General features: G+C 61.3%; 4 protein-coding genes. All 4 read left to right on the top strand.

Going from position 1 to position 19,447, the window contains the following annotated elements; genetic code table 11:
* Positions 1-152: 152 nt before the first annotated feature.
* Genes ACMX25_RS10625 through ACMX25_RS10640 form a run of 4 tightly spaced genes read left to right on the top strand, consistent with a single transcriptional unit; the run spans position 153 to position 19,352 of the window.
* Positions 153-11,396, top strand: a complete 11,244-nt coding sequence (locus tag ACMX25_RS10625) for an amino acid adenylation domain-containing protein (protein WP_414949732.1) — start codon at positions 153-155, stop codon at positions 11,394-11,396.
* Entirely contained in the window at positions 11,393-18,019 is a 6,627-nt protein-coding gene (locus ACMX25_RS10630; RefSeq protein WP_414949734.1) for an amino acid adenylation domain-containing protein, read from the top strand. The genes ACMX25_RS10625 and ACMX25_RS10630 overlap by 4 nt, the downstream gene beginning before the upstream one ends.
* 17 nt (positions 18,020-18,036) lie before the next feature.
* On the top strand, positions 18,037-19,044 hold the full coding sequence (locus tag ACMX25_RS10635; RefSeq protein WP_414949735.1) for a TauD/TfdA family dioxygenase: 1,008 nt from the start codon (positions 18,037-18,039) through the stop codon (positions 19,042-19,044).
* A gap of 53 nt (positions 19,045-19,097) precedes the next feature.
* Entirely contained in the window at positions 19,098-19,352 is a 255-nt protein-coding gene (locus tag ACMX25_RS10640; protein WP_414949736.1) for a phosphopantetheine-binding protein, read from the top strand.
* The last annotated feature ends 95 nt before the right edge of the window (positions 19,353-19,447 follow it).

Genomic DNA, 19,447 nt, shown 5'->3' on the forward strand with positions numbered 1-19,447 from the left:
CCAGGCACCTCTCTCGAAGGCGCCGGTTCTCCCCACAGAAAAACGAATATGGCAAGTGCCCACGACACAGCCGGCATCGGCTCGCGCGCCAATAGGTTGCGCCGGGCGCGTCAGGGCGAAGTTGGGGTGCAGCCGGGTGATGAACGAGAGGAATGAAGATGCTGACAAACGAAGAGACCACGCAGCGAAATCCCGCCAGTCCGGCAAAATCGCTTGAAACGGCGAGCGCCGGAAGCTCCGCGAATTCCGCACCCGAGTTCGATCCGGGCGACTGGAAAAGCCGCATCATCGCTGGGCGTTTGATCGGCGCTGAGATCGATCTGCCTGAGTGGCTCGATGCCTCGTACGAGACCTTGCGCGAGCAGGTGATGCATCCGGCCTATCCATGCTTCTTCGGTACGACCGCGGAACGGCGCGGCGAGATGTTCTACTCGTTCGTCAGCGGCAAAGAGAAAGACATCCGCAATCTGCCCACGACCATGCAGACTTTCGCGGAACTTGCTTCGTTACCGCAGTATCGCAAGAACAATATCGCCGTATTCTTCGAGCCGGACACCGTCCCGCTTTCGCATGATGAGTATTACGAACTATTCTGGAAGACGCTCCAGCATCTTCACAACGTTGACCCTGATCCGGCTGCGGACCAGCAGCCCGAACCGTCGCATGAAGAGTGGGAATTTTCGTTCGCGGGCGTGGAGATGTTCGTGGTCTGCGCGTGCCCGTCGTTCAAGCTACGCCATAGCCGCAACCTCGGTCCAGGCATGGTGTTGTTGTTCCAGCCGCGTAGCGTGTTTGTCGACACGATCACCAACAAGGTCATCGGCCGCGAGGCGCGCAATCAGGTTCGCAAGCGCCTGGAGACGTGGGACGAAACCCCTGCGCATCCTGATCTGGGTTTCTACGGCGATGCCGGCAATCTCGAATGGAAGCAGTATTTCCTCGACGACCATAACGTCGCTGCGCAAGATGCTTGTCCGTTCCTGAAGCGGAAGGCTCGCAAGAAGGTGGAGGATGCGGTTGCGGTGAAACCGGAGGGCGTTATGCGTGATACGCAAGATGCAAAGCCCGCGGCAGGCGGCCTGCAAGCTGTCGCTCAAACGTATGCGAGTTTGCCGCCGGAAAAACGTAAGGCATTTCGCGTGCGTTTGCGTGAACGCGGTATGTCGGGCGAGCAGTTGCCTATCGTAGCGTTTGCAGGGCGTTCAGAGCGCTTTCCCCTATCGCCCGCGCAAGACCGGTTGTGGTTTCTGTGGCAACTCGATCCCAATGACGCGAGCTACAACCTGTCGGGCGCGTTGAGGCTCGAAGGGGCACTGCTCATCGACAAGCTGCGTGCCGCGCTGACTCACGTGGTTCAGCGGCACGAAGCATTGCGCACGCGTTTTGTTGAGGCCGACGGCCAGGCATGGCAAGTCGTGGGCGATGCTGTCTACGGTTGGACTGATATCGATTCAGCCGACACAGGTGCCCTCGAAGGCCGTTTGCAAGCGTTGTCGCTGGAGCCGTTCGACCTTACGCGCGGGCCGCTCTTGCGCGTTGCGTTGCTGAGCGAAGCGGCTGGCTCTCACGTACTGCATGTGTCCATGCATCACATCGTCTCTGATCATGCATCGATCAAGCTCTTGCTCGATGAATTCATCGCGGCATATGAACAGCTTTGCAACGCAGAGGCGCCGGTGCCTGAGCCTTTGCCTGTGCAATACGGCGACTACGCCGCCTGGCAGAAAGAGTGGTCCGGCGACGACAAGAACAATCCGAACCTTGCATATTGGGTCAAGCAGCTAGGCGGGACGCAGCCCGTGCTTGAACTGCCGATCGTGAAGAGCCGCACGGGCATTCAGACGACGCGCAACGCGCGAGGCGCACGCGTGGATTTCACGTTGGACCCGGAACTCGCGCGGACACTCAAGCAAGCAGCAGCGAGTCGCCAAACCACACCGTTTACCGTATTGCTATCGGCGTACGCGGTCCTGCTCGCGCGTTACAGCGGGCAGAAGGACGTGCGAATCGGCGTCCCGGTGGCAGGACGCAACCGGCTGGAAACCGAGCGGGTGATCGGCTTCTTCGTCAACACGCTGGTGATCCGCGCGGACCTCGCAGGTGTTGCGTCGTTCGGGACCTTGCTCGGCCAGCTTCATGAGCGCGTGCTTGAAGCGCATCGTCACGATGCACTGCCGTTCGCCCAACTTGTCGAGGCGTTGCAACCTGAGCGCAGCATCGGGCAGACGCCGCTGTTCCAGGTAATGTTCAATCACACGCGCGCGCAACACACGGATATCGGCGTGGCGGGACTGCGCGTGTCGGAGGTGGTGAACCATGTGCCGACAGCCCGCTTCGATCTGGTGCTGAATGCTGTCGAACTCGACGATGAACTCCGCCTGTCGTTCAACTATGCAGCGGACTTGTTCGATGAATCTATCGTCAGGCAGATGCTCGAGCACTACGTCGAAATTCTGCGGCAGGTGAGTGCGGCGAAGGATCAACCGTTGGCGCAGATTGCGCTAAGCCGCGTCGATACTGATGGCACGGCGGATCGGGGCGTGACGAGCATGGCATTCGTACCAGTCGGGCAGAATTTTAGCCGCGAGGCATCGAAACATCCGCTTGCACCCGCGCTTCATTGCGAGGGCGAGCGGCTTTCGTATGGCGAACTTGAGCGCTGGACGAATCGTATTGCACGCCGCCTGGATCGGCTCGGCGTTCGGCCCGATGAATGCATCGGCTTGTGTGTGGAGCGCTCGACCGCGCTCGCCGCCGGTGTGCTTGGCGTGCTGAAATCGGGCGCTGCATTTGTGCCGCTCGATCCGGCTTATCCGCTCGAACGACTCGCCGCGATGCTCGACGATGCGGGGATCGTGCGAGTGCTGGTTGATCGCACGGGGTTTGAGCGCTTAGGGGAATTGCTGCGCGGTCGCGAGCCAATTCAAGTTGCCGACGACCCGTCGCTGCAAGGCGATGACGAAGGCGCTTTTAATGCCCCGATTCATCCAGAGCAACTCGCTTACGTGATCTACACCTCGGGCTCGACAGGGCGTCCCAAGGGCGTGGCGATCAATCACGGCACGCTGAGCCAGCATCTGGACGACTTCATCGGTACATATCGCATTGATGCTTCCGACAAGGTGCTGCAATCATCGACGATCAATTTCGACGTCGCCTTGCACGAACTCTTGCCCGCCCTGCTGAGCGGTGGTCAGGTCGAGATGCGTGGCCCGCAGCTTTGGGACCCTGAGACCACGAGTCGTCATCTGATCGAGGAGAAGGTGACGTTCGCGCGCATTCCGACGGCGTACTGGCAACAGTGGCTGCGTGAACCGCCGCCGGCCGCATCGTTGGCGGCATTGCGGCAGATCACGGTGGGCGGCGAGGGATTACCCGGCGACGCGTTGCGGCAATGGCGCAACGGTCCGCTTGGGTCTATCCGGCTCGACAACCTGTACGGTCCGACCGAGACGACGATCGCCTGCATGTTTCGCGAAACGCGCGCTCAGGACGAGGACCAGGCGATCGTATCGATTGGCGGTCCTTATCCGTCACGCTCGGTTCAAGTCTGCGATGCCGACGGCAACGAAGCACCCGTCGGCGCGCTAGGCGAACTGTGCATCGGCGGCCATACGCTTGCGCGAGGTTATCTCGGGCGTGGGGGGCTGACCGCCGAGCGGTTTGTTCCTGATTCCAACGGACCTTCTGGAAGCCGGTTGTATCGGACCGGGGATCTGTGCCGTCGCCGTGCAGATGGCACTATCGACTTCCTCGGGCGGATGGACCAGCAAGTGAAACTGCGGGGGCATCGCATAGAGCTCGGCGAGATCGAAGCGGTGTTGCGCGAAGCGCCCGGCGTGCAGGCGGCGGCAGCAGCGTTGCGGGGCGAAGGCGATGCGAAGCGGCTGGTGGGTTACGTGGTAGGCGACGCGGATGACGCGGAGGTCCGTCGCATCCTGCAGCGCCGTCTGCCGGGCTACATGGTGCCATCGGCGCTGGTGTGGATGGAGAAAATGCCATTGATGCAAAACGGCAAGGTGGACCGCGCGGCGTTACCTGAACCGGGCGTTGAGGTGGCACGTCAACGCGTGACGCCGCGTACCGAGCTGGAAGCCGCGTTGCTGGCGATCTGGCAGTCGGTGCTGGGCCGTGAAGGTCTGAGCATGACCGATAATTTCTTCGAGGTTGGCGGTCACTCTTTGTTGTTAATGCGAGTGGCGTCGAGGATTCGTCAGGAACTCGGCCGCGATGTTTCGCTGCAGACGCTATTCCTGCATCCTGTGCTCGAAAGTTTGGCGGCTGAATTGGCGTTGCATGAGGCGCGTGCGGCAGACGTCATTTTGCCGCGCGACTCTGCGGTTCGCATTCCGCTGACACACGAGCAGGAGCGATTGTGGTTCCTGTGGAAGCTCGAACCGGACAGCGCCGCTTATACCATTACGGGTGCCGTCAATCTAAGCGGTGCGCTTGACCGGCAAGCGATACGCGAAGCTCTGGATCGCTTGCTTGACCGACACGAAAGCCTGCGTACGCGTTTTGTCGAAGAGGATGGGTCGCCGTGGCAAGTAGTCGATAACGCCGCACTTGATGGCTCTCAAGCGCTCTACGGCTGGCGCGAAGAAAGCATCGCCGGTCAGCACGAACTTGACGCGCGCTTGCTTGAATTGGGCCGCGAGCCCTTCGATCTTGAACGCGGGCCCATGCTGCGCGCCACGTTGCTGGCACGCGCTCAGAACGAAACCGTCCTGCATTTCGCGATGCCTCATGTTGTGTCGGATGCGTGGTCGCAAGTCATCCTGCTGCGCGAGTTCTCGCAGTTGTATAGCTGGGAAATTTGCAACGAACCCGCAGATCTCGCGCCGCTGCCGATCCAGTACGGAGACTATGCGTTATGGCAGCGCAACTCTCGCAACGAAGCCGCCCTCAATGCTCACTACGCGTTCTGGCAACACGAGCTTGGCGGTGAGCAACCGCTGCTTGCATTGCCTGTTGACCGGGTATGTCGTGGAGTACGTAGTAATGCAGGCGCGGTCGTTAAGCGATCAATCGACGCTGAACTGGCCGATGCGCTTGATCAGCGCTCCCGCGAGCATGGCGTCACGCGTTTCATGACCTTGCTGGCCGCGTTCGGAACACTGCTGCAAGGCTACAGCGCACAGGATGACGTCCGTGTCGGCGTCCCGGTTGCAGGGCGGGATCGCCTCGAAACCGAGCCGTTAATCGGCTTCTTCGTCAACACGCTGGTGATCCGCATGGCCACGCGCCGGACGGAGCCGTTCAGTGCGTTGCTGGCCGAGGTACGCGACCGGATGGCAGGCGCGCAGTCGAATGCCGGCGTGCCGTTCGCGAAGCTTGTCGAGCTGCTGCAGCCACAACGCAGCATCGCGCATACGCCGCTGTTCCAGGCGATGTTCAACTACAGCGCAGAGCCGCGCTCGCAAGTTGAACTGCCAGGAATTAAAGTGAGCCCGCTGAGCGGCGGCACAGGGACAGTGCAGTTCGATCTATCGCTGGATGTATCGGTTAATGGCGGTGGCCTGAAGGTCGCTTTGAACTACGCAACCGATCTCTTCGACCCGGCGACGGCTTTGCGTCTCCTCGACAGCTACGTCGCCGTGCTGGAGACAGTCGCGAGCCATCCGGACACGCGTGCGGTGCCGTTGTTGGGAGATCGCGAGCAGCAGCAACTACTGGCGTGGGGCCGCAACGACCAGACATTTGCGCAGGCAGAGCCGGTGCATCACTTGTTCGAACATCACGCGATGAAGACCCCCGATTCTATCGCGTTAGTGTTCGCCGACCGGGCGCTGACGTACCGCGAACTCGATGAACGTGCCAACCGCCTTGCGCACAAACTGATGCGGCTAGGCGTGCGACCGGAGGTAAAGGTTGGTATTGGCGTCGAGCGTTCTGTGGAGATGGTGATCGGCTTGCTGGCCGTCTTGAAGGCTGGCGGCGCCTATGTGCCGCTTGACCCACAGTATCCGGCGGATCGTCTGGCATACATGGTGGCCCATAGCGGCGTGCGGTTGTTGCTCACGCAGAGCTCCATCGAACAGCGCTTCAGCACGAACGAGCAGACCCTGCGGACGCTGGCACTCGACACGCTAAATCTTGACGATGAACCATCGCACAAACCGCACGTGGATGTGCGCGGACACAACCTGGCCTATGTCATCTATACGTCCGGTTCCACCGGCCAGCCCAAGGGTGTGATGGTTCACCACCACGCGCTCAGCCACTTCATCCACAGCATGCAGACGAAGCCAGGCCTGGCATCGGACGATGTGCTGGTCGCCGTGACGTCGCTGTCATTCGATATTGCCGCCCTTGAGTTGTACTTGCCGCTTTTCGTTGGCGCCCGGATTGTCCTGGCTACGCGGGAAGTGGCTCGCGACGGAGCGGCGCTGGCGCGGCTGGTACAGGACTCGAAGGCAACGGTGCTGCAGTCGACTCCTGCCGGTTGGCGGTTGCTGCGGGCCGGCGGCTGGCCACAGGCGCCGCTCGTGCGCTTCAAGGGCCTATGCGGAGGCGAAGCGTTGCAGCCGGATCTTGCGCACGACCTGAACGAACAGGGCGTCGAGTTATGGAACATGTACGGCCCCACCGAGACCACGATCTGGTCAGCTGCTGGTCGCGTGCTGGACGCTACGCCGGTTCTGGGAAGTCCAATTGCGGGAACGCAGCTTTACGTCCTCGATTCGGGCATGGCGCTTGTTCCGCCCAACGTGCCGGGCGAGTTGTATATCGGCGGCGTCGGGCTGGCGCGTGGTTATATCGGGCAGGGCGGGTTGACGTCGGAGCGTTTCGTCGCAGACCCGTTCAACGGCAACGGCGCACGTTTGTACCGGACGGGCGATCTCGTGAAGTGGCGGGGCGACGGTCAGCTCGACTATCTGGGGCGGATTGACCATCAGGTGAAGATCCGGGGCTTTCGTATCGAACTGGGAGAAATCGAGGCGCAGTTGCTGGCGCAACCGGAGGTGGGCGAAGCAGTTGCTGTGGCGCACGAAGGAACGGGAGGCGCGCGGCTGGTGGCGTATGTTTCGCGTCGGGCGGGGCAGTATACGGACGCGGCCACGCTCGCCACGCAACTGCGAGAAAAGCTGATCGCGATGCTGCCGGAGTACATGGTGCCCGGTCTTATCGTGGTCATGGACCGCCTGCCGTTGAACACGAACGGCAAGGTCGATCGACACGCGCTGCCGTTGCCTGAGCAAACCGGACGGATCTGGGAAGCGCCGAAGGGCGAGATGGAGCAGGTCATCGCCGGCGTCTGGCAGGACGTATTGCGCATCGACCGTATCGGCCGGCATGACAACTTCTTCGACATGGGCGGGCAGTCGTTGCTGGCATTGCGCGCGGTCGCCGCGCTGCGCGAGGCGTTGAACATTGAGTTGCCGGTGCAGAAGGTGTTTGCGTATCCGGTGCTGGCAGATCTGGCGCGAGTAATCGAACGAGACGCACCGGTTGCGATGGCAGCGGTTGTGCTCTCCTCAAGACCGGAAGGAATGCTTAGCATACCGTTATCGCCGGCACAGGAACGGCTGTGGTTCTTCTCGCGCCTCAGTCCGCAGAGTCCCGCGTACAACCTTGCAGGTGCGGTGAAACTGGAAGGCGCGCTTGACCGCGACTTTCTGCATCAGGCAGTCACGGCCCTCGTCTCGCGGCATGAAAGCCTGCGTACGCGTTTCGTTGAAGTCGATGGCGTCGCGATGCAGCAAGTCGATGTCATCGAACCGGGCTGGTCGGTGCTCGATCTGGAGGATGTCCCGCAGGAAAACAGGGCCAAGCGCGTGACGGACACGGTGAACGCGATATCTCGCGCGCCATTCTCGCTGGAGCAAGGACCACTGTTTCGCGTCACGCTGATCCGGCTTGGCGACTGCGAACATGTGCTTCATTTCGTGACGCATCACATCATCTCGGATGCATGGTCGAACCGGATCATCCTCGATGAGTTCGCGCGTCTTTACACAGCGATCCGTCAAGGCCGCACGCACCAACTCGCGGCCTTGCCGATTCAGTACGCCGACTACGCGCTCTGGCAGAACGGCGCCGAACAACAAGCGCGCGCGGACTCCGAACTTACGTTCTGGCGTGAGCGGCTTGGCTGCGAACTGACGGCGCTCGAACTGCCGTTCGACCGCTCGCCGCCGGCTTCGCGCAACCAGTCTGGCGCACGAGTCGAGGTCAGGCTCGCGGCGCCGGTGATCGATGCAATCGGCGCACAGTCCAGACGGCATCAGGCAACGCCGTTCATGGTGCTGCTGGCGGCGTTCGATGTCCTGCTTGCGCGCTACAGCGGACAAGCCGACATCCGCGTTGGTGTGCCCGTCGCAGGGCGAGACCGGCGTGAGACGCAATCGCTGATCGGCTTCTTCGTGAACACGCTGGTCATTCGCACGGAGATGGCGGGCATCGATACCGTCGAAATGCTGCTCGGCCACGTTCGCGAACGCGTGCTTGAAGCGCAGGCGCATCAGGACGTACCGTTCGCTCGTGTTGTCGATGCGCTGAACCTAGGCCGGAGCCTCACGCAGACGCCGCTCTTCAGCGTCATGTTCAACTACGATCACGGCGCGGACGGCGAAGCGCTCAGCTTGCCTGGCTTGCGGGTCTCGCCGATAGAAACATCGACGGGTACGGCACGTTTCGATCTTGTGCTGTCGGTTCGTGAACGGCGTGACGGCATCACTGTTTCGTTGAACTATGCCCGCGATGTATTCGATGCTCAAACCGTCGAACGAATGCTGGGTCATTACGTGTCGTTGCTTGAGCAGATTGCGACGAAGGATCATGCATATCTGGCTGAGCTCGTGCTTGATGCTCAAATGAGCCAACGTGCGCTCAGCAATCACGCGTTCATGCCGGTCGGCGAGCGTATCGCGGCACAGGCGCTTCGTCAGCCTCAAGCGTCTGCCGTACATTGCGAAGGTGCGCGCCTCTCTTATGGCGAACTCGATGTCTGGTCGAACCGCATCGCGCGGGCGTTGCTTGCGCGAGGGATGGGCTCGGAGACACGCGTTGGACTCTGTCTGACGCGCTCGGTGGGATTGGTCGCGGCAGTGGTTGGCGTGCTCCGGTCCGGCGCGGCGTTCGTGCCGCTCGATCCAGCCTATCCAGCGGATCGTCTGCGCGCCATGATCGATGACGCGCAATTGTCCTGTGTGCTCGCCGATGCCGCCACGATCGCGACATGCGGTCAGCTCTTCGAAGGTCGCGAAGTCATCGACATCAATGCGCTCGAAGCGTCGCCCGGCGATCCACTCGATGTCGCCATTCATACAGAGCAACTCGCCTACGTGATCTACACATCGGGATCGACAGGACGGCCCAAAGGCGTGGCGATCAGTCATGTTGCGCTCAGCCGTCATCTGGACGATTTCATCGGCACATATGGGATCGATGCAAGCGACGTCCAGTTGCAATCGTCGACGATCAACTTCGATGTGGCGCTGCATGAAATGCTGCCGGCGCTGATGCAAGGCGGTCAGGTCGAGATGCGTGGTCCGCAGCTTTGGGACATCGAGACAACCAGCCGTCACTTGAAGGATGGTCGCGTCACGTTCGCGCGGATTCCGACTGCGTACTGGCAACAATGGTTGCGCACGCCGCCGCCTTTGGACGACCTCGCGGCATTGCGGCAAATCACGGTAGGCGGCGAAGGACTTCCCGGCGATGCACTCGCGCAATGGCGCAACGGTCCGCTCGCGCGCATCCGACTCGACAACTTATACGGCCCGACGGAGACCACGGTGGCGTGCATGTATCGCGAGACGCGCGCGGCAGATGCTGCACAGGCAATCGTGTCGATTGGCGAGCCGTATGGATCGCGATATGTCTATGTGATGGACCGGCACGGCAACGAGGCGCCGGTCGGCGCGCTGGGCGAATTGTGCATTGGCGGTCTGACGCTTGCGCGCGGTTATCTGGATCGACCCGGTTTTACCGCGGAACGGTTTGCGCCGGACCCGCGTGTGCCGGGGGCGCGTTTGTATCGCAGCGGCGACCTGTGTAGACGGCGCGTGGATGGCAGCATCGACTTTCTCGGGCGGCTTGATAGTCAGGTGAAGCTGCGAGGTTTTCGCATTGAACTGGGTGAGATAGAAGCCGTGTTGCGCGAAGCACCCGGCGTGCAGGCGGCGGTTGCTTCGCTGCATGGTGAGGGAGATGCGAAACGGATCGTCGGTTACGTGGTCGGGGATCGTGACCGGTTCGACGAAGCAGAGATTCGCGGCGTGCTGGAAAGCCGTTTGCCGGGTTATATGGTGCCGTCAGTGCTCGTGTGGCTCGATCGTTTGCCGCTGATGCAGAACGGTAAGCTCGATCGTGCCGCGCTGCCTGAACCGGGTGATCGAAAGAGCGCTGAGAGAACCGCGCCGAGTACACCGCTGGAAACACAGTTGCTTGGCATCTGGCAAGACGTGCTGGAGCGCGACGACCTGGGTGTCACCGATAACTTCTTCGAAGCGGGCGGACATTCGCTGCTCGCGCTCAAGGTGCTCGCGAAGAGCGCTCAAGCCGGGTTGGCGAGCTTGACGCTCGAAGCTTTGTTCAAGCATGCGACGGTTCGTACGCTCGCGTCGCATCTCGACACACGAGATTCGAGCGTGGACCCTGCTGCGAATGTTGTATCGATGAGCGAGCGCACCGATGCGCCCAACGTCTTCGCCATTCATCCGGCGTCTGGTCTGGTCGCGGACTACCGGCCGCTTGCCGCGGCACTCGATGGCGTCGCGAACGTGTACGGCGTGGAGGCCCCGTTCTATACGGAGGACTGGTGGCCCGGTGATTTGTCAGAGCTTGCGGTTGACTACGCCACGCGTATTCGCACGGTGCAAGCGGCCGGGCCGTACCGGCTGATTGGCTGGTCCGTGGGCGGCGTGATCGCGACCGAGGTGGCGCGCGTGTTGGCGAGTGACGGCGATGAAGTTCAGTTCGTAGGCCTGATTGATTCGCACATGCTGAAGACGGATGACAATCGAGCGCGCGGGGATGAAGCCCCGGTGACTCACGAGCAGATGCGGACCTATCGTGCAACCGATCATGAACTGCAGAACGTGCTCGACGATGCCGGCAGGAAATGGCCGTCGATGCAAGGCGATCTCGACGATGCCGGCACGCGCGCGCTGCTCAGCAAAGTGATGTTGTTCCAGCGGCACTTGGGTCATATCGTCCGCTACACGGAGCGTGCGCCGCTGCCTGTCGACCTGAAATTATGGTGGGCGCAGCACCAGCCTTATCGCCCCGCACGCGAAGCAACGGCTATGTGGTCGGCGCTCTCGACGGGCTGGGTGTCGGTGGCCGGCGAGATCGACGCCGATCACACGCATATCGTGCGGCACAACGATCTTTTCGATGACCTCGCACGTGCGCTTACCTCGAGTGCCCGGCCGGAGAACCTGTCATGAGCTTGAGCGAGCAAGCCTTGACGGGCAACTGGATAGCGGGCGAGGCGGGAATGGCCGCTCGTCTTCGTACGCTGGCGATCGAGCGTCCTGACGCGGTCGCCTTGATCAGTATCGATGCTGCCGGTGAAGCGCAATACGACTACGCTGAACTCGATCGCCGGGCGGCGTGCTTGGCCGCTCGCTTTACTGATAAGCAATCGGTGGGCGAGCGTGCGTTGCTTCTGATGGACAGCGGCATCGACTATGTGAGTGCGTTTTTCGGCTGCCTGTATGCGGGCGTCGTCGCGGTCCCCGTCTATCCGCCGGAATCGAAGCGCGAGCAGCATCTGGCGCGATTGTGCGGGATTGCGCAGGACGCAGGCATTCGTTACTTGCTGACTACGTCGGCGTTGCAGGAGCGCTTCGCTGAGCAGTGCAGCGAGCTGGCGCCGGATGCTGACGTCATCGCGGTGGATGGGCTTTGTTCGACGGGTGACACGACCGAATTCACGCTGCACGACGTGCAACCATCCGATATCGCGTTCCTGCAATACACCTCAGGTTCCACGGGAACGCCGAAAGGTGTGATGGTCAGCCACGGCAATCTGATCGCGAACGAAATTGCTATCAAGGCTGGCCTCGGCGTGCAAAGCGACGATGTGTTCGTGAGCTGGCTCCCGCTCTATCACGACATGGGTTTGATCGGCAGCATGTTGCAGCCGGTCTTCAGCGGCATTCCTCTCGTGCTGATGTCGCCGCAATATTTTCTTGAACGTCCGTTGCGATGGCTTCAGGCGATCGGGCGGCATCGGGGCACGATTTCCGGTGCACCTGATTTCGCGTATCGGTTGTGTGCCGAACGCCTGCGCGACAACGCGGTCGCGCAACTTGACCTGTCGAGTTGGCGGCTCGCTTTCTCCGGCTCGGAACCCGTGCGGCGCGACACGCTGGATGCGTTTGTCGCGCGCTTCGCGTCTGCCGGATTCGATGCCGCCGCAGTCTATCCATGCTATGGCCTCGCCGAAGCAACGCTCTTCGTGACGGGCGGCCGGCGTGGTGCGGGGTTGGTATCGGCGAGGTTTGAGAGCGACGCTTTGTCTGCCGCGCGGGTGGCCGTTGTATCGGAGACCGAGCCCGGCACGGTGCTGGTTGCGTGCGGCGCGCTGCAACCGGGGCACGTGATTGAGATCATCGATCCGGTTAGCGGGCAGATGCATGCCCATGGGCAGATCGGAGAAATTCATGTAAGCGGACCGAGCGTGGCACACGGTTATTGGCAACGTCCCGAGGTCACCGCTTCCACGTTTCGCACGGAAGGCACAACGCGATGGCTGCGTACCGGCGACCTCGGCTTCATGCATGACGGCCAGCTTTATATTGCCGGTCGTTGCAAGGACCTGATCATCGTGCGCGGCAGGAACCTCTATCCGCAGGACATCGAGCAGGCTGTTGAAGTCTTCTGCGAGTTCGCGCGCAAGGGCCGGGTTATCGCGTTTGCCGCCGATATCGATGGCGCCGAAGGTCCCGCGCTCGCACTCGAAATTGCGCCGATGATGAAAAAACGCTTCGCGGCGGCTGACATCGTGGCGCAGTTGAACCGCTGCGTGTTCGACGCATGCGGTGAGGTTCCTGTAGCCGTTGTCTTGCTTAATCCGGCGGCGTTGCCGAAGACATCGAGTGGCAAATTGCAGCGTGCGGCTACGCGGCAAGGCTGGCAGCACCGCACGCTGGATGCGTATGCGCTGTGGGAGCGTGGTCACTTTATAGTGGGTGCGGAGGCAAGCGATACCCTGCCGCAGGCGCCCCTCGATGGCCTCGAGAAGGAACTCGCCGCACTATGGAGCGAAGTGCTCAACGATGTTCAGATTACGACATCCGATGCACATTTTTTCGCATCAGGCGGCAGTTCGCTGACGGCGGCGCGCTTGGCGGCACGCATCGGTGAACGGTGGAGGCGGCCGTTCGAGCTCGGGCAGGTTTTCGAATTCCCGACTCTCGCGACAATGGCTCGCGCACTGTCGCGGGCAATTGAAAAGCCGGAGTGCGAATCAATCGATACCACCCCGATAGAACGTAGCGACGAGCTTGTTGTATCGCACGCGCAGCAGCGGCAACTGTTTGCGTGGCAACTCGATCCACAGAGCCGCGCTTATCACATCGCCACCGGCGTACGCTTGCGCGGGCAACTCAACTTTGACGCTCTGCGCGGCAGCTTCGACAGTCTCGTCGAACATCATGCCGCGTTGCGTACGAGCTTTGTCGAGATGCCGGGGTCGGAGAATGTGTATGCGCCGCGGATCCATCCGGCAGCACCGCTCGACTGGATGCAAACAGACTTGCTCGATGAAGACTTCAGCGAGGAAACGCTTCGCAATCTCGCCCAGCGCTTCGCCGCCGAGTCTTTCGATCTTGTGCAAGGGCCTGTGTTGCGCGTCGGCCTTGTGCGCTACGGCGACAACGAACACTTGCTGCTTCTGGCACTGCATCACATTGCCACCGACGGTTGGTCGATGCAGATCATCGTCGATGAATTTGTCGCGCAGTATCGTGCCGCTGTTACGAGCACGTCTTCCACAATTGCCGCACCGGTAATCGCTTATACCGATTACGCCGCGTGGCAGCGCCGTTGGCTCGATAGCAGCGACGCGCAGCGCCAACTCGATTACTGGCGCAATGAACTCGGCGATGAAGCGCCTGCGTTGGCCTTGCCGTTCGATCGTTCACCCACCGCCAACGCGGAAAGCCTCGCTGCCGCGCGCATGTCGTGCACGCTTCCCGTAAGTCTTGCACGCAAGGTCCGCGACGCAGCAAGCCGGCATAGCGCCACGCCGTTCATCGTGCTGCTCGCGGCTTATCACGCGTGGTTATATCGCGTGACCGGGCAGGCCGATATCCGGACCGGTGTGCCGGTCGCGAATCGCCAGCAGCCTGAAACGCACGGCGTGGTTGGCTTTTTCACGAACACAATCGTGCTGCGCAGTGTATGCACGGCATCGCTGAGTGTATCGGCGCTAGTGGCAGCGCTTCGTCGCGCGGCAATCGAAGGGCTGGCGCATCAGGCACTGCCTTTCGATGTGCTGGTCGAGCGGTTGAACCCGGCGCGCGACACGCAAGCTCAGCCGCTCTTCGAGACGACCTTCAACTATCTCGCCGATGACTATCCGGCACTCGAACGTCTGCCTGGTCTCACAGCATCGCGGTATGAGATTGAAGAGGTGCACGTGAAGGTTCCGCTCGCGCTCGATCTGCGCGAGTCGCGCGACGGTGGATTGCGTGCTTACCTGACCTACGCCGGCGATCTGTTCGATGCAACCAGCGTGGAACGGATGGCCGCGCAATATCAACGAATGGTTGAAGCATTCGCCGCTGCGTTGTTATCCGATGATCCGGCTACTGATCGCGCTCTGGCAGCGCTCGACTTGCTCGATGCTGAAGAGCAGGCGCTCGTAGCGGCCGCAAGTCGCGGCAGGGAAATAAACTTCTCGGGGACGCCGGTGCATGTGTGTGTCGCGACCCACGCGCAGATTCAACCCGAAGCGCTGGCGCTGATCGATGGAGCGGAGCGCCTGAGCTACCGCGAGCTCGATCAACGCTCGCAACGCATCGCTTGCTGGTTGCTCGATCATGGTCTTCATGCTGGACAGCCCGTGGCAATTGTCGCGGACCGCTCGGCGGCGTTTGTCGTTGCGATGCTGGGCGTGTTGAAAGCAGGCGGCGTTTTTGTTCCACTCGATGCCGCTAATCCGCCGCAAAGAATTGAACAGACCTTGCGCGATTGCGGAGCGCGGTTTGTGCTGCGGGAAAAGGAGTCCGTATTCGCGTTCGATGGCCTGCAACAGACGACTATCGATAACGCGCAACAGCACGCACATGCGTTAGCCCGACAGTTGCCTGCCGTCGACTCTCGAGAAGCGGCCTACGTAATCTTCACTTCCGGCTCCAGCGGCACGCCGAAGGGTGTGGTCATACCTCACGCGGCATTGAACAACTACGTTGACGCAGTGCTGGACCGTCTCGCGTTACCGCCGCGATCGACGTTCGCAATGGTGTCGACCGTGGCTGCCGATCTCGGTCATACCGTGTTGTTCGGCGCGCTTGCATCGGGCGGAACGCTGCATCTGATCGACCGCGATACAACGCTCGATGCAGATTGCTTCGCGCGATATATGGCCGAGCACAGCATAGACGTACTAAAGATTGTTCCTGGTCATCTGAATGCATTGCTGCAGGCGCAGAATGCCGCAGATGTTTTGCCCGCTCATATGCTGGTGTTAGGCGGTGAGGCAACGGCGTGGCCGCTGCTGGAAAAGATCCGCTCATTAAGACCGTCCTGCCGCGTGATCAATCACTATGGTCCGACCGAGACGACCGTCGGCATCCTGACTCAAGACGCGGCGCGCGCGGACTCGAGCGCAGCTACCTTGCCCGTTGGCCTGCCGTTATCAAACACGTCGACGTGGATACTCGATGCACACATGAACCCCGTCGACGCAGGCGAAACCGGCGAACTGTATCTGGGCGGCGCGGGTGTCGCGCGGGGTTATCTGGGGCGGCCGGGAATGACGGCGGAGCGGTTCGTTCCCGATCCCTTCGCGGCAGGCGAGCGCTTGTATCGCAGCGGCGACCGGGCACGCAGGTTGGCGGATGGCGCGATCGAATATCTGGGTCGTATCGACGATCAAGTCAAGATTCGCGGTTATCGTGTGGAGCCGGGCGAGATCGCAGCCCGGCTGCGTGGGCTAGACGGCGTGCGGGATGCAGCAGTGATCGTTTCGGCAGCGGGGCGTCTGGCCGGTTTTGCAACAGCCAAGCCCGGATGCAAGCTCGAACCCGCATCGCTGAAGAAACAACTCGCAGCCGTTTTGCCGGACTACATGGTGCCGTCGAGTGTGCGCGTGCTGGACGCGCTGCCGCTCAATCGTAACGGCAAGCTCGACCGTCAATCGCTAGAGGAAATGGCGCGCACGGCGACGAGAACCGGCGCAAGCGTTCGATGTACGCCGCAGGGCGCAACCGAGATCACGCTCGCGAGGATCTGGGCAGAGGTACTGAGCCCAGAGCAAAACAAGATCCACCGCGATGACAATTTCTTCGCCCTTGGTGGTCATTCGCTCGCTGCGATGCGGATGCTTTCGCGGGTACGCTCCGCGTGGCCAATCGATTTACCGCTGCGTGCAGTATTCAACGCACCGACGCTTCAGGCGCTGGCTGTGCGTATCGATGAACTTTCCACCGAACGGCACGGTACATCCGCAATTCGTATTATCGAAAGGCAGCATGAGATGCCGCTATCGCTCACGCAGCAGCGGATCTGGGTTGTGGATCAGTTGGCAGGCGGTGGACTTGTGTCGTACAACATGGCCGCGGGGCTGGACCTGCGCGGTGAGCTCGACGCGAACCTGCTGCACGCGAGCCTCGCTGCACTGGTCGAGCGGCATGAAGTCTTGCGCTCATCGTTTGGCGAACATGACGGCGATCCTGTGCTGACGATTGCGGATCACCTCGATGTGCCCATGCCGCCGGTCGACTGCGGCGCATTGCCCAATGCACAGCGCGACCAAACAGTTGCTCGCTATCTAAACGATGCAGCCAACCATCCCTTCGATCTCGCCACGCCGCCGCTGATGCGCGCGCTGCTCTTGAAGTTCGATGCGTCGCATCATGTGCTGATTCTCGTGCTGCATCACATCGTGGCGGATGGCGCGTCGGTGCATATCCTTATCGATGAGTTGTGCGCGCAATATCGTGCGCGGCGCGGTGGCACGACGACTGCGTTGCCGGCCTTGCCGATTCAATACGCCGACTACGCGGCGTGGCAGCGTGAACAACTGACGCCGCCGAAACTAAGCAACGAACAGGACTTCTGGCGCGCGTATCTGGCGAATGCCCCGCATTTCCTTGCGTTGCCGGCTGAGCGGCCGCGTCCGCCAGTCGCGTCTCACGAGGGCGGCACCGCACGCCTGACGTTATCTGCGGAGACCGGCGAGCGTGTCAGAGCACTCGCAAGTGCGCGCGGCATGACGCCGTTCGCTGTGTTGCTCGCGAGTTTCCAACTGTTTCTGCACAAGCTGACGGGCCAGACCGATCTTCTGATCGGCACCGACGTAGCGGGGCGCGACCGCACCGAGTTCGAAGGGCTGATCGGATTTTTCATCAACGTGTTGCCGGTCCGTTCGCGCATCAACGCTGACGGAGCGAACCTAACGAGCTTCAACGCATGGCTTAACGCCGCGAAACATTCAGCGTGGGAAGCGCTGGAACATCGGGCGCTGCCATTTGACCGCATCGTGGACGCACTTGCCGTGTCGCGTCGTCGCGATGCCAATCCGCTGCTGCAAATGTTGTTCGTCCTGCGTGACCTGCCGCGCAAAAACGCGAGTGTGCCGGGTCTTGCAATAGAACTGCTGCGAGCACCGACGACGCAATCGAAGTTCGACATGGCGCTGTTCGTCGAGCCAGTTGATGGCGGTTACGAAGTCGAATGGGTCTACGCGTCGTCGCTATTCGTGCGGTCCACGGTTGAGCGCTGGTTTGGGTTGTGGCGCGACTTGCTGGACGAGGTATCGGCCAATCCCGACTCGACACTTGCCCATCACGTGCCCAACGCCGTGCCGCAGCGCATTCCCGAAGCCATTTCGCAATGAACGAGAGCCACTCATTTATGAACGCGACCCCGATCACCCACGCCAGCGTCGAGACCTCATTTTTCAACGCCGGCACGCGCTTGCCGATCGTCCTTACACCGACCGGTCCGATCATTAATTTGCCCGGCTGGATCGACGCGCATCGCGACGAACTGGAAACGTGGCTCACCCGCCACGGCGCCATTCTGTTCCGCGATTTCGACCTGCCCGGATCTGCCGCTTTCGAGACCTTCGCCGAGGCGATTTCACCCGCGCTGTACGGCGAATACGGTGACCTGCCAAAGAAGGAGGGCGGCCGCAATACGTATCGGTCCACGCCGTATCCCGAGCGGCAAATGATCCTCTACCACAACGAAAGTTCGCACCTGTCGCGCTGGCCGCGCCGGCAGTTCTTCTTTTGCGAACTGCCGGCCGTGACGGGCGGCGCCACGCCCATTGTCGATTGCCGCGAGATGCTGCGGCAGTTGCCGGCGCAACTGGTCGATACATTCGAGCGCAAGCAGTTGATGTACGTGCGCACATTTACTCGCGGCCTGGATGTGCCGTGGCGCGAGTTCTTCGATACCGACGACCGGCGCGCGGTGGAAGCACGGTGCGAAGCGGCGGGTGTGCAATACGAATGGTTGCCGAACGACGAGCTGCAGACACGCACCGTGTGTCCGGCGGTGATCGTGCATCCACTGACCGGCGAACGGTCATTCTTCAACCAGGTGCAGTTGCATCACATCGCGTGCCTCGCGCCGGATGTCCGGATGGACCTCCTCGATATGGTCGGCCTTGAACGCATGCCGCGGCACGCCTACTTCGGCGATGGCAGCACGATCAGCGACGACGCCATCGCGTTGATCGGTGCGGCTTACGAGCGCTGCGCGGTGCGTTTTGACTGGCGCGCCGGCGACGTGCTGATGCTCGACAACATGCTGGTCGCGCACGCTCGTGATCCCTATCAGGGGCCGCGAAAGATTGTCGTGGCGATGAGCGAGCTCGTCGAACGCTCGCAATTCGCTCATGCCGCCAACGTTTGAAATCCATGCCTGACGCCAGATCACTCCTCCTAAAGAAAGCAGACCTAAAGACCATGGACCAACAGACTCCCCACCTTCAGGAACCCGCGCTCGACACCGCGCTGCGCACGCTCTTCGCGACCCTCCTGGAAGTCGATCCCGGCACGGTCGGCGACGATGACGACTTCTTCGAACTGGGCGGCGACTCGCTGCTGGTGATCAAGCTGGTCGCCCGAATCCGCCGGACGCTGAGCCGAGAGCTTTCTCCCGGCGATGTCTTCGATCATCCGACAGTCGCCAGCCTGACCCGATTTCTCGACAGTCGATAAGCCGCGCAACACAGCCGCACGAAAGCCGGGGAATAGTCAGGGAAATTTCACACAAAAAAATATCTCACCGATATAATCACGTATTAATAATCATT

It is taken from the genome of Caballeronia eucalypticola, assembly GCF_047608185.1.
GTDB lineage: Bacteria > Pseudomonadota > Gammaproteobacteria > Burkholderiales > Burkholderiaceae > Caballeronia.

Excerpts from the sequence above, each read along its gene's own strand:
- ACMX25_RS10625 (WP_414949732.1), top strand. The coding sequence starts at position 153 with ATGAAGATGCTGACAAACGAAGAGACCACGCAGCGAAATCCCGCCAGT.
- ACMX25_RS10630 (WP_414949734.1), top strand. The coding sequence starts at position 11,393 with ATGAGCTTGAGCGAGCAAGCCTTGACGGGCAACTGGATAGCGGGCGAG.
- ACMX25_RS10635 (WP_414949735.1), top strand. The coding sequence starts at position 18,037 with ATGAACGCGACCCCGATCACCCACGCCAGCGTCGAGACCTCATTTTTC.
- ACMX25_RS10640 (WP_414949736.1), top strand. The coding sequence starts at position 19,098 with ATGGACCAACAGACTCCCCACCTTCAGGAACCCGCGCTCGACACCGCG.